This window comes from Pseudomonas sp. DWP3-1-2 (assembly GCF_049896285.1).
Lineage (GTDB): Bacteria > Pseudomonadota > Gammaproteobacteria > Pseudomonadales > Pseudomonadaceae > Aquipseudomonas.
Map to the genome: position 1 here is coordinate 1,032,532 of NZ_JAFCTZ010000001.1, position 12,919 is coordinate 1,045,450.

The following is a 12,919-nucleotide window of genomic DNA, read 5'->3' on the forward strand; positions in this document are numbered from 1 at the left end:
TTGACTGCTGAGCGACTTACATTGCGGTCATTATGACCGCGTACAAAGTTAAAAAGACAGCATCGCGCCGCCACCGACCAAGATAACGCTCGGCCGCCACGTGAAGAATGGGTCCCACCCCTGGCCTCTGACCAGACCCCGATAGTGAATGCATCAAACAAACAGGCGAATCAATTGCCCCATTAACTCATTGAGTACAGTTGATCGTCGACTTAACAGTAAGAAACATGAGACACCCCTTATCCAAACAATACTTTAACGATGCTGATAATTTCTGACGCCAGCACGCTGACGATATAAGGAGCACTGTTTAATTTTATTGAAGTGGCGAAAAGGAATTTACGTTTCATAGTGTTTCAAACAAGCAAAAGAGTGAATTGACATGGCCAGAATTCAGGGAAGAGTTCTCGAAACTTACCCACCCCTAGTTGTGGACCTCGACGGCACCCTGCTGCGCTCAGACTTGCTGATGGAAACAGCAATGGCGATGGTTCGCAGCCAGCCGTTGAAGCTGTACAAAGTGCTGCAATGGCTACTCAAGGGCAAAGCAGCCCTCAAAGAGGGACTGGCACTGGCCACGCAAATCGATGTCAGCGTGCTGCCCTACGACCCTGAAGTCATTGAACTGATCAAAGCCGAACGCGCCACCGGGCGCATGATCGTCCTCGCCACTGCCAGCCATCACAGCCTTGCCGAGCGCATCGCTGAGCACTTGCAGCTGTTTGATCGAGTGGTTGCATCCAACGCAGACCGCAACCTGTCAGCGCACACGAAACGCGACCTATTGGTCGGCCATTATGGCGAAGGCGGTTTCGATTACCTGGGCAACTCACTCGACGACCTTCCCATCTGGGGCGCTGCCCGCAGTGCATTTGTCGTCAACCCTGAAAAGGGTGTCGAAAACCGGGCCAAAGCCCAGGGTAATGTCCAGAAAGTCATTCACTCCAACGTCTCGACCCTGCGCGACTGGCGCAAAGCGCTGCGCATGCATCAGTGGATGAAGAACGCGCTGATTTTCATCCCGCTGCTCGCCGCCCATCAGATCCACCAGCCATTGCAGCTGCTCAATGGCGTGCTGGCTTTCCTGTTTTTCGGTCTCTGCGCGTCCAGCGTCTACGTACTCAACGACCTGTTGGACCTGGCCGATGATCGCCATCACCCGAGCAAACGCAAGCGGCCGTTTGCCTGCGGCAAGCTGTCCATCAAGGCCGGGTTGATCGTCGTCCCGCTGCTGTTGATCGGCGCATTCGGCGGTGCGGCCTTGCTGCTGCCCTGGCAATTCAGCGCCGTGCTCGCCGCCTATTACCTGCTGACCCTGGCCTATTCTCTGTATCTGAAACGGAAAATGGTGGTGGATGTCATCGTTCTGGCCATGCTTTACACGGCCCGTATTCTCGCTGGTGCGGCGGCCTTCAGCCTGCCGCTGACCTTCTGGATCCTGGCGTTCTCCATGTTCATCTTCCTCAGCCTGGCGCTGGTCAAACGCTACGCCGAACTGCGTGAAGCCCGGACCAGGGACCTCAAGGAAATGACCCGGGGTCGCGGCTATTACCCCGGCGATCTGGACATGATCGCCGCACTTGGGGCCTCTTCCGGCCACCTGTCCGTCATGGTACTGGCATTGTATATCCACGAGGGCACGACGGTGATTCAGTACGCACGCCCCCATGTGATCTGGCTGGCGTGTCCTCTGTTGCTGTTCTGGATCACCCGCGTGTGGATGCTGACCCATCGCGGCCAGATGAATGATGACCCGGTCGTGTTCGCCATTCGAGACCGTATCAGCCAAGGCATCGGTGTCCTGTGCGGTCTGGTGTTCTGGATTGCCGCATGAGCCAACCTTTGTATTCCTGGGGCAGATACCCCTTGACGCCGCAACAGGGCCACCCCTGCCACTGGATCGATGACCTGCCCCACCACGCGAACCGGGTCATTGCTGACCATCAGACCAGCCTGCCCTACGGTAACGGCCGCAGTTACGGCGACAGCTGTCTGGCCGCCAGCGATCAGGTGCTGAACATGCGCGGTTTGAATCGGTTCATCCGCGCAGACTGGAGCAAAGGCAGCGTGCGGGTCGAATCCGGCGTGACACTGGCGGAAATCCTCAAGGCGGCGATTCCCAACGGCTGGTTTCTCCCGGTCACACCAGGGACCCAGTTCGCCACCGTGGGCGGCGCCATCGCCAATGATGTGCATGGCAAGAACCACCATTTGCGCGGCACATTCGGCAACCATGTGGTGCGTTTTGGCCTGTTGCGCCAGGCCGACGGGGCCCTGATCTGCTCGCCGGCAGAAAACGCCCGACTCTACGCCGCGACCATTGGCGGCCTTGGCCTGACCGGAATCATCAGTTGGGCAGATCTGCAGTTGATGCCTATCCGTGCCAGCCAGATCGACAGCACGGTGGTGCGCTTCGCTAATCTGGCGGAATTTTTCAGCCTGTCCACCGAACTTGACCCTCAACATGAGTACAGCGTGGCCTGGATCGATTGCCTCGCCAAAGGCGTCAATACTGGACGCGGCGTATTCATCGTGGGCGATCATGCGCGCTACGGCTCGCTTGAGGTGGGCCACAGGTCCCGTCTGAAAGTCCCGCTCACGCCCCCGGTCTCCATGATCAACAACCTGTCATTGCGGGCTTTCAACAGCCTTTACTGGCGGGCACATCCGGGCAAGCGAACCCCAAAGCGCACGGCGTACGAACCGTTTTTCTACCCGCTTGACCGTGTCTTGCACTGGAACCGGATCTATGGCCGCAGCGGCTTCCAGCAGTATCAATGCGTGGTCCCCGACGCTCAGGCGCAAGACGCCCTGCGTGAACTGCTGGAAGCCATCGCCGATTCCGGCCAGGGTTCATTCCTAGCCGTGCTTAAACGTTGCGGCGACATCACATCACCCGGCCTGCTGTCATTTCCGATGCCAGGCACCTCACTGGCGCTGGACTTTCCACAGAGCAGCGAGCTGATCAATGTGCTGTTCCCCCGCCTGGATGCGATTGTCCGGGCGGCGGGTGGCCGACTTTATCCAGCAAAAGACGCGCACATGAGCGGCAGCGATTTCCGCCAGGCTTACCCGGCCTGGGAGCGCCTTGAAGCCCTGCGTGATCCTTCTCTGATGTCCCGCTTCTGGAAACGAGTAATCCTATGAAACGAGTGTTGATCATCGGTGCCACATCGGCCATCGCCACTGCCTGCGCCCGTTTGTGGGCCAGTGAAGGCAGCGATTTCTTTCTGGTGGCCCGCAACGCGGACAAGCTGGAACAAACCTCGGCAGACCTCAAAGGGCGCGGTGCCAAAGCCATTACCTTGCACGAGATGGACGCCACCGACTTCGCTGCACACCCCGCCATGCTCGAGCGCTGCATGCTGGCGCTGGGGCAGATCGACGTGGCATTGATCGCCCACGGCACCCTGCCCGACCAGAAAGTCTGCGAACGGGACGTCAACGTCGCCTTGCAGGAGTTTGCCAATAACGGCACGTCCGTCATTGCGCTGCTGACATTGCTCGCCAACCAGTTCGAGCTCCAGCGCTGCGGCAGTCTGGCGGTGATCTCATCGGTGGCCGGTGATCGCGGTCGGCCTTCCAACTATTTATATGGGGCGGCCAAGGCTGCTGTCTCCACGTTCAGCGAAGGCCTGCAAGCGAGGCTGTTCAAGGTGGGTGTGCACGTGCTCACCATTAAACCGGGCTTTGTCGACACCCCGATGACGCAAGGCCTTTCCCTGCCAGCCGCCTTGTTGGCGCAACCCGAGCAGGTCGCCGAGCGTATCGTCGCCGGCATCGCCCGCAAATCGCCGACGCTGTACACGCCGGGGTTCTGGGCGTTGATCATGTTGATCATCCGCGCCATCCCGCAGCCGGTGTTCAAGAGGCTGAATCTATGAGCGAGTCCCTGTATCTGTCCGGTTGGCGGTACCGGGCGGTGGTCCTGTCGGTGGTCGGCTCGGCACTGGCCTATCTGGGTTTTTCCCTGTGGGGCGGCTGGCACGCGGTGAGCAATGCGGTGGGCGAAGTCGGGGTGATCGGCATCGCGCTGGCGTTGCTGTTGTCGTCGGTCAACTACGGGCTGCGATTCTTACGCTGGCAGACATACCTGCGGGTGCTGGGCCATCCCGTCCCCTGGAAACCCAGCCTGACTGTCTATCTGGCCGGTTTTGCCCTGACCACGACGCCCGGCAAGGCGGGCGAAGCCTTGCGCGGCGTGCTGCTCAAGCGTTGGGGCGTACCCTACCCGCAAAGCTTTGCGGCGTTTGTCAGCGAGCGGCTTTCAGACCTGTTCGCGGTCGTGCTGCTGACCCTGTTCGGGCTGTCGCTGTACCCACAAGCGCAACCGATGATCGTGGTCGGCATCAGCCTGGTCGTCATCGGGTTGCTGGTCCTTTCCCAGCGTAGGCTGCTGGACCGACTGGCCGCTGCAATTCCGTCGCACGGCGGCAAATTGATCGGCCTCCTGCGCCACCTCATCCAGGTGCTGATCGCCGCCCAGCGCTGTCATCGCTTGAGCCTGCTGGTGGGCGTGACAGCACTGAGTGTGGTGGCCTGGAGCGCCGAGGCGCTGGCCTTCCACTGGATCCTGAACTGGATGGGTGCCGACATCGAGCTGACCTTCGCTGTCTTCGTCTATGCCTTGGCGATGCTGGCCGGGGCAATCAGTTTCATGCCCGGTGGCCTCGGCGGTGCAGAGGCGGTGATGGTGGGATTGCTGGTCTGGAAAGGCATGTCCAGCGCCGACGCCATCGCCGCCACCGTGCTGATTCGTCTGGCCACACTGTGGTTCGCCGTGGGTATTGGCGCAGTGATGCTGTTCAAGCTCAAGTCGGACCACGCACCGGACCCGGACACCGCCGGGCATACGTCCAAATAAGTCGAATTTGATCATTGATCACAGGAATAGCGCCATGGCCACAGGAAACGGCAGTCAATCGTCCATCAGAATTCCCTTTTTGCTGCTCTGCGCAGCCATCTTCGCCAGCTTCCTGGCGTCCAGCGGGCCGATCCAGTGGATGGACAATGGCGTGTTCATGGCCGATGCCTCGCTTGGCCACTATTTCAGCGAGTCACTGGGCCCGCTGGATCATCCGCTGTACCACTTTGTCAGCACCGGGACGTTTGACCTGTTCGGCCCGTTGATCCTGAGCCTGCTCAACTCGATCCTGTTGATTCCGCTAGCCTGGGTCATTTACAGATTAGGCCTTAGCGTCGGCGCCAGTGCGCGTCAGGCACTGCTGGCCGCCACCGCGACGATTCTGTCGCATTCGGTGTTCTGGGTGTCGACCAAAGTCGAGGTGTACATCCTGCACTCGCTGCTGGTGCTGATGGCCTACTGGGTACAGCTCGACCGAAGGTCTTCATTGGGCGACTTCAGCAAACTGTTCATCATTGGCACCCTGACCGGGCTCGGCGCGGCCATCCATCAGTTGACGTTCGTCGTGCTGCTGCCGCTGTACATCCAACTGCTGTACCAGCACAAAACCCGGATTTTGATCACTGTTCCCGGCTTCGCGGCGGGGTTCGCGGTGGCGTGGCCAGCGGTGGCCCACGACCTTCAAGGCGGAATGAACATCATCGAAGTGTTCCATCGTTACCTGACCGGCAGCGCGGTCAAGAGCGACCAGCCCAACTGGGAAGGCAGCCTGCTGCGCTTTGACGACATGTGGCATGAAAAGAACTCGGTCATCATCGTGCTGCTCTCCCTGATCGGCCCGCAATTGCTGGGGCTGCTGCTGTTCCCCAAAGACAACCGGTTGCGCCTGCTGTGGTGCGCGGCCACCCTTAACTTCGTGTTCGCTGTCTCCTACAACGTCACGGATCGGTTCACGTTTTTCCTGCCGGGCGTGGCGATGCTGAGCATCATCGGCGTCATCAAGCTGCAGGCCTTGCTGCCTGAAAATCTGACAGGCAAAGCCTTGACCAACCTGTCCGTGGTGGCCTCACCGATGCTGATATTGCTGGCGTACTCCCTGTATGCCACCGGGGTGCTGAGCTTGCCCACCCATAAAGAACCGTTGCCGTTTCGCAACGACATTCACTACTTCATGGCCCCTTACCTGCCAGACCATTCGGCGGAGCAATTCGCTCGCACCTATGAGCAGACAGTGCCCGAAGGCGCGCTGATCATCGCCGACTGGACGCCCATGGGCGCGCTGCGCTCGGCCCAGGCGATCGGCGCGTTGCAGGGTCGGACCCTGGAAATGTGCGATGAGGTTGCGGATATCAGTGTCTATCTCGAAGGGAGCGGCGCCTTCCTGGCCCGGACCAGCTACTGCGGCATGATCGGGGACAAATACGCTCTGGAGAGTTCAGCGGTGGGCTACGCGCTGCATGGCAAGTAACGCAATACGACGGGCATGGACGCCGGTCGGGCACTGTCGGATCAAACGGAAAGAAACGCATAAGGCAGCGATTACACATGGGGCTGTCCCGACCGGCGCACACCTCTTTAACGTCCAGAACCCGGCCCGATGTTCAGGGTCATCGCTAACCGCTCGGGTCAGGCTATGGCTGCCAGAGCGTCTTCTCGCCATTGAGCTTGCGGTCCAGAAAACTCGCCGCACTGATCAACGCCAGATGACTCAAGGCCTGGGGCGTGTTGCCCAGATGATGGCCGTGAACATCGAGCTCCTCGGCGTAAAGCCCTAGCGGATTGGCATAGCGCAGCAGCTGTTCGAACTCCAGATGTGCCTGTTCGACCCGGCCGGCCCGAGCCAGGCATTCCACGTACCAGAATGAACACGCCGTGAACGCGCCCTCCTCCCCGGCCAGTCCATCGTCATGGTCGTCATCATTGCGGTAGCGATAGACCATGCCGTCGCGCACCAGTGTGGCTTCGATGGCGTCCAGCGTTGCCAGCCAACGAGGATCGCTGGCCCCCACAAAACGCACCAAGGGCATCAACAGCATCGAGGCGTCCAGATTACGACTGCCTTTGTGCTGCACAAAATGGCCAAGGTCAGCGTTCCAGAAACTTTCCCATATGTCGTCATGAATCGCCTGTCGGGCCTTGTCCCAGCGTTCAAAGGGGGCAGGCAACGAGCGCTTGAACGCCAGGCGCAGAGCGCGATCCAGCGCCACCCAGCACATCAGTCGCGAGTGCAGAAAATGCTGATCCTCGCCGCGCATTTCCCAGATGCCCACGTCTTTACTGCGCCAGTGTTCACAAACGTAATCCACCAGCCGGGTCGCGTGTTGCCAGCCTTCATAGGAAATCGCATTGCCATATTTGTTGGCCAGGTAAACGGCGTCCATCAGCTCGCCATAAATATCCAGCTGGGTCTGTTTGTACGCCTCATTGCCGATGCGCACGGGGGTCGCGCCGCCGTAGCCGCCAAGATGCGTCAGGGTTTCTTCAGGCAAATGCTCGCGACCATCGAGGCCATACAGAATGCCCAGCGTGGTGGAATCATCACAGCAATCGCCCATCCGATCGCGAACCCAACCCATGAACGCGTTGGCTTCATCCGAATAACCCAGGCGCATGAAGGCGTAGACCGTGAACGAGGCGTCACGAATCCAGGTGTAGCGATAATCCCAGTTACGCTCGCCACCCAGGGTTTCCGGCAGGCCGAACGTTGCCGCTGCGACGATGCCGCCATGCTTGCGTGACGTGAGCAACTTGAGGGCCAGCGCCGAACGGTTGACCATCTCCTGCCAGCGGCCACGGTATTCGGACTGTTTGCTCCAGCGTCGCCAGAAGGACAGCGTTTCATCCAGATAACGGGGGCATTGCCCTGCGCTCACTTGCGGGTCATCGAGACCGCCCAGCACAAACTCGAAGATATCCCCTTGCTTCATGGCGAACTCAGCGACCGCGGTCTGCTTATCCAGACGCAGCGGCGCAGTCGATGAAAGACGCATGCCCGGTTGGCCTTCGGCCTCAAAACACACATCTTCGCCGTCCTTGCGCACGCGCATGTCGGCGCGGCTGTAATCCAGACGCACGCGGCAACGCATGCGCAGTGTCGCCGCGCCGTAGCGCACCTCGATGCGCCGCACCACGCGAGGCAAGTCGTCCTCGGAACGCCCGATGGGCATCAGATCGGTCACTTCGACAACCGCATCCCTGGCGATCCAGCGGGTCTGCAGGACATTGGTGTCCGGCAGGTAAATCTGCTGGCGGCGCGCATCGGGCAAGTCCGGCGCCAACTGGAAGATGCCCGCCTCGTTGCTATCGAGCAGCGCTGTAAACACCGAAGGGCTGTCGAAATCCGGCCAGCAGAAAAAATCGATACTGCCCGTGTCGGCCACCAATGCAGCGCTGCGCATATCACCGATGATGCCGTGGTTTTCAATGGGGTTTTGTGCCTCTTCCAGATACTCAGCCATTGTCGCGGAATCCCGGATAAAGACTCATGCCGCCATCGATGAACAACGTGGTGCCATGCACGTAATCGGCAAGGTCCGAGGCCAGCCATACCACCGCATTGGCAACGTCGTCCGCTTCTCCCACACGACCGTAGGGGATCAACTGCAACAGTTTGTCTTCGGCGTCTCCGGAGGTTGTATCCGCATTGATTGCGGTACGAATCGCACCGGGGGCGATGCTGTTGACGCGGATTTTCTGCTCGCCGACTTCCTGGGCGATGCTGCGCATCAACAGATCGACGCCACCTTTGGAGGCTGCGTAGTTGGCGTGACCGGCCCAGGGAATCAGCTGATGCACTGAGCTCATGTGAATGATCTTGCCCATGGCCCGGGAAATATCGGGGTGCATGCCTTGGGCGACGAACTGACGCAGAGCACTGCGGGCGCAGAGAAACTGGCCGGTCAGGTTGACGTCAACCACCTTGTTCCAGTCGGCCAGGCTCATGTCGACCGTGGCTGCGTCTTTTTGCAGCCCTGAATTGGCTATCAGAATGTCCAGCCGACCAAAGTGCTCTAGCGTCTGGGCGAACAGTCGTTCAACCTGATCTTCCCGGGAAACATCGGCACCCAGGGCGACCGCCTGGCCGCCCTGGGCAATGATCTGCGCCGCTAACGCTTGCGCCGGTTCAGGCTGGGAGTGGTAGTTGATCACCACGGCAGCACCCGCCGCCGCGAGTGCCTGGGCGGCCGCTGCCCCGAGACCTGAACTGCCGCCAGTCACCAGAGCAACCTGCTTGTGCAATGAAATATGCATGGATATCGAACCTCGTGATCAGCCTGTAAAAGCTGACCGGCCAGCCGAGCGGGAAGTTCACTGCCGCTTCACGAGTCACGCCGCAAGAACGGCTCACTTTTGGCCTGGTGCTTGAAGCTCGCAGCTCCCACCTGTTAGCTTGCCCGCACCGAGCTCATACGCTACCCGGATCGCTACCTGAATGAACCGAAACCAACTGCGCAAGGCCGACATTAACCTGATGGTGGTGTTCGAGACGTTGATGCAAGAGCGCAATGTGACGCGTGCCGCCGAAAAGCTGTTCCTCGGCCAGCCGACCATCAGCGCAGCCCTTAATCGACTACGCGCCCTGTTCAACGACCCACTGTTCATTCGCGTCGGCCACCGCATGGAGCCTACTGCCCGGGCTCAGGAAATCATCCTGCACTTGTCACCGGCCCTGGACGCCATGTCCACGGCCCTGAGCCTGAGTCATGATTTTGACCCGGCCAGCAGCAAGATGACGTTTCGCATCGGCCTGTCTGACGACGTGGAGTTCGGTTTGCTGCCCGCCATGCTGCGGGCCATCCGCCAGGAAGCGCCCGGCGTGGTCATCGTCGTCAAGCACGTGGACTACTGGAACATTTCCGACCTGCTGATCTCCGGCGACATTACCGCTGGCGTCTGCCTGACCCGGGAACTGCCGGCCAATGCCAAGCGCAAACTGCTGCGCAGCATCCAGCCCAGGGTGATACGAGCGGACAAGTCCAGCGCACCGTTGACCCTGGATGAATATTGCTCGCGTCCCCATGTGGTGGTATCCCACGTCGCCAACATCAGCAGTTTCGCCGATGAATGGCTCAGCGCCCTGGGACGCAAGCGGCATGTGGTGCTGTCGGTTCCGCAATACAGCACATTGCCGGCCTTGATGGCAGGCACGGACCTGCTGTCGAATATGCCGACTTACACCGCCAGTGCGATGAGTGTGTTGGGATTGGTACAGGATGAACCGCTGCCGTTCATTACCCCGACCCTGGACCTTTCCATGGTCTGGCTCAGCGTAATGGACACGGATCCGGCCGAACGCTGGCTGCGTCGGCGGCTGGAGGACTTCATGGGCGAGGCCGCCGTGGCACCCGCCCAATCAGTGAGTCAGGCCTGAATCAGCCGAAGCGACCGGTGATATAGTCTTCGGTCTGGCTCTTGGTGGGCTTGGTGAAGATCGTGTCGGTGTCGCCGTGCTCGATCAGTTCACCCATGAACATGAACGCGGTGTAGTCCGAGCATCGTGCAGCCTGTTGCATGTTGTGGGTCACGATGATCACGGTGAACTGCTCCTTGAGCTCCGTAATCAGCTGCTCGATACGACCGGTGGAGATCGGATCGAGGGCTGACGTCGGCTCATCGAGCAACAACACTTGTGGGCGCAGCGCGATGGTGCGCGCGATGCACAGACGCTGTTGCTGACCGCCGGACAGGCCGGTAGCGCTTTGTTTGAGCTTGTCTTTGACTTCGTCCCACAACGCCGCGCCGCGCAAAGCCTGCTCGACGCGCTCTTCCATTTCACGTCGCGACAGCTTCTCGTGGTGCTTGATGGCGTACGAAATATTGTCGTAGATCGACATCGGGAACGGCACCGGCTTCTGGAACACCATGCCGACGTGACTGCGCAGGCGGTTCATGGAGTAGCCAGGCGCCAGAATGTTTTCGCCATTGAGCAGCACTTCACCCTTGGCTTCCTGCTTTGGGTACATCGCGTAAATACGGTTGAAAACCCGCAGCAATGTCGATTTACCGCAACCCGAAGGACCGATGATCGCCGTGATGCGTTTTTCCGGGATCACCATGTCGATGGATTTCAGGGATTTCTGGCCGCCGTAGAAAAACTCCAGACCACGGACTTGAATCTTGGTTTTTTCATTGGCAAGGGAAAGGTTATTCATCATGACGCCCTATTGCGCAAAAGAATTAAGCGGGAAGCAAGACTGAGGAACAGCACGAACAAGGTCATGACGAGAGCACCTGCCCAGGCCAGAGAGTGCCAGTCGTCGAACGGGCTCATGGCGTACTGGAAGACCACCACTGGAACACTGGCGATCGGCTTGAGCAGATCGCTGCTCCAGAACTGGTTGCCGAAGGCGGTGAACAGCAACGGTGCGGTTTCGCCGGTGATACGCGCCAGCGCCAGCAGGATGCCGGTGACCACGCCCGCTTTGGCGGCACGCAGCACGATCTGCAAGGTCAGCTTCCATTGCGGAACACCCAATGCAAGGGCGGCTTCACGCATGGTCGACGGCTGCAGTTGCATCATTTCATCGGTCGTTCGCACTACCACCGGAATCACCAGCAACGCCAGGGCCAGGGCACCGGCAAGTGCCGAGAAGCCAACCTGATGATTGGTAATAGCGTTAAGCGGCAGCACGACCACGGTGTAGACGAACAGGCCCAGCACGATGGACGGCGCCGACAATAGAATGTCGTTGATGAAACGCACCGCATTGCCGAGCTTGGTATAGCGTGCAAATTCGGCGAGCCAGATACCGGCCATCAAGCCGATGGGTGTCCCGATCAGCAGGCCGATACCAGACATCAAGACACTGCCGTAGAACGCGTTCGCCAGGCCGCCTTCGGTACCAGGCGGCGGCGTCATGCCAGTGAACAGCTGAAGGTTCAGCGCATCGATGCCCTTGATGATGGTGGTCAGCAGAATCCAGACCAGCCACAACAGACCAAATGCCGTGGCGCCGCAGCTGAGCACCATGGCGATTTTGTTCTTGAAGCTACGGGAACGGTAAATGCGCTCGCTGGCTGCCATGTCCTTACTCATAACCCCTCCTTGCGTGACAGACGAGACAACATCAGACGTGCCAAAGCGAGCACGATGAAGGTGACGACAAACAACAGGAAGCCAAGGGCGATCAGGGCCGAACGGTGCAAGTCGGTGTAAGCCTCGTTGAACTCGTTGGCGATCACCGAAGCGATAGAGCTGCTCGGCATCATCAGCGAAGCAGAGAACTGGTGGGCGTTACCCAATACGAAGGTCACCGCCATGGTTTCACCCAACGCGCGACCCAGACCGAGGAACACACCGCCAACTACCGCTGAACGTGTGTACGGCAGAACGATGTCCCACACCACTTCCCAGGTCGTACCGCCCAAGGCATAAGCCGACTCTTTCAAGGCGACGGGCACGGTGCGAAACACTTCTTGCATCACGGAGGTAATGAACGGCGTAATCATGATCGCCAGCACGATACCTGCGGTCAACATGCCGATCCCCAGAGGCGGCCCCTGGAACATAGGGCCAATCAACGGCAGCGCGCCGAGATTTTCGGTGATCCAGGGCGAAAGGTGTTCAGCCATGAACGGACCGAATACGAACAGGCCCCACATGCCATAAATGATCGAAGGAATCCCTGCTAACAGTTCGATGGCCGAGGCAATAGGCATCCGCAACCACGGCGGTGCAACTTCGGTCAGGAAGATGGCAATGCCGAAACTCACCGGAACGGCGATCAGCAAAGCCAGAAATGATGTCACCAGTGTGCCGTAGATCGGAACCAGCGCGCCGAACTTGCCGGCGTTCACGTCCCATTCGGTACTGGTCAAAAATTCAAACCCGAAGGTTTGAAATGCCAGACTGCCCCCCCAGAGGGTCGACAGGGCAATACAACCCAGCATTGCAAGCACCAGCATGGCAGCTGCTTGTAACGACCGCTTGAACCACAAGTCATGGCGGTGATCCCGCTTGGCGCGCTTCTCGCCCTCGGATTCAACTTCGGTGACGTTAGCGGACAGGTATTGGGTGTTTTCAGTCATGTTGGGTCCACTCGCAAGGAAATGCCC

Annotated in this window: 11 protein-coding genes; 6 read left to right on the forward strand and 5 right to left on the reverse strand. The window is 59.4% G+C overall.

Going from position 1 to position 12,919, the window contains the following annotated elements:
* Positions 1-382 precede the first annotated feature (382 nt).
* The 5 genes from ACP7B0_RS04825 to ACP7B0_RS04845 are packed head-to-tail and all read left to right on the forward strand — an operon-like array spanning position 383 to position 6,332.
* Complete coding sequence (locus ACP7B0_RS04825; protein WP_426139794.1) at positions 383-1,834, forward strand: UbiA family prenyltransferase; 1,452 nt, start codon at positions 383-385, stop codon at positions 1,832-1,834.
* On the forward strand, positions 1,831-3,147 hold the full coding sequence (locus ACP7B0_RS04830; protein ID WP_426139795.1) for an FAD-binding oxidoreductase: 1,317 nt from the start codon (positions 1,831-1,833) through the stop codon (positions 3,145-3,147). Before ACP7B0_RS04825 ends, ACP7B0_RS04830 begins: the two co-directional genes overlap by 4 nt.
* Positions 3,144-3,884, forward strand: coding sequence for an SDR family oxidoreductase (locus ACP7B0_RS04835; protein ID WP_426139796.1), 741 nt, complete (start codon positions 3,144-3,146; stop codon positions 3,882-3,884). Before ACP7B0_RS04830 ends, ACP7B0_RS04835 begins: the two co-directional genes overlap by 4 nt.
* The gene (locus ACP7B0_RS04840) at positions 3,881-4,864 is read left to right on the forward strand and encodes a lysylphosphatidylglycerol synthase transmembrane domain-containing protein (protein ID WP_426139798.1); all 984 of its coding nucleotides are present in this window, start codon (positions 3,881-3,883) and stop codon (positions 4,862-4,864) included. Before ACP7B0_RS04835 ends, ACP7B0_RS04840 begins: the two co-directional genes overlap by 4 nt.
* 34 nt (positions 4,865-4,898) lie before the next feature.
* Entirely contained in the window at positions 4,899-6,332 is a 1,434-nt protein-coding gene (locus ACP7B0_RS04845; RefSeq protein WP_426139799.1) for a protein O-mannosyl-transferase family, read from the forward strand.
* A 163-nt stretch (positions 6,333-6,495) separates the two neighbouring features.
* Here the strand turns inward: ACP7B0_RS04845 and ACP7B0_RS04850 are convergent, their stop codons facing one another.
* Together ACP7B0_RS04850 and ACP7B0_RS04855 are read right to left on the reverse strand one after the other, a co-directional pair.
* Entirely contained in the window at positions 6,496-8,322 is a 1,827-nt protein-coding gene (locus tag ACP7B0_RS04850; protein WP_426139800.1) for a glycoside hydrolase family 15 protein, read from the reverse strand.
* Entirely contained in the window at positions 8,315-9,115 is an 801-nt protein-coding gene (locus tag ACP7B0_RS04855; protein WP_426139801.1) for a glucose 1-dehydrogenase, read from the reverse strand. The genes ACP7B0_RS04850 and ACP7B0_RS04855 overlap by 8 nt, the downstream gene beginning before the upstream one ends.
* A 181-nt stretch (positions 9,116-9,296) precedes the next feature.
* Here ACP7B0_RS04855 and ACP7B0_RS04860 point away from each other — a divergent pair, with 181 nt between their 5' ends.
* A complete protein-coding gene (locus ACP7B0_RS04860; RefSeq protein ID WP_426139802.1) occupies positions 9,297-10,235 on the forward strand; it encodes a LysR family transcriptional regulator in 939 nt (312 codons plus the stop codon).
* A gap of 1 nt (position 10,236) precedes the next feature.
* Here the strand turns inward: ACP7B0_RS04860 and pstB are convergent, their stop codons facing one another.
* From pstB to pstC, 3 genes are read right to left on the reverse strand one after another with little or no spacing between them, the layout of a single operon-like run.
* Positions 10,237-11,016 (reverse strand): phosphate ABC transporter ATP-binding protein PstB, encoded by a 780-nt coding sequence (gene pstB / locus ACP7B0_RS04865; protein ID WP_426139803.1) that lies wholly within the window; start codon positions 11,014-11,016, stop codon positions 10,237-10,239.
* Entirely contained in the window at positions 11,016-11,900 is an 885-nt protein-coding gene (pstA, locus tag ACP7B0_RS04870; protein WP_426139804.1) for a phosphate ABC transporter permease PstA, read from the reverse strand. Before pstA ends, pstB begins: the two co-directional genes overlap by 1 nt.
* Complete coding sequence (pstC, locus tag ACP7B0_RS04875; protein ID WP_426139805.1) at positions 11,897-12,892, reverse strand: phosphate ABC transporter permease subunit PstC; 996 nt, start codon at positions 12,890-12,892, stop codon at positions 11,897-11,899. Before pstC ends, pstA begins: the two co-directional genes overlap by 4 nt.
* Between the last annotated feature and the right edge of the window lie 27 nt (positions 12,893-12,919).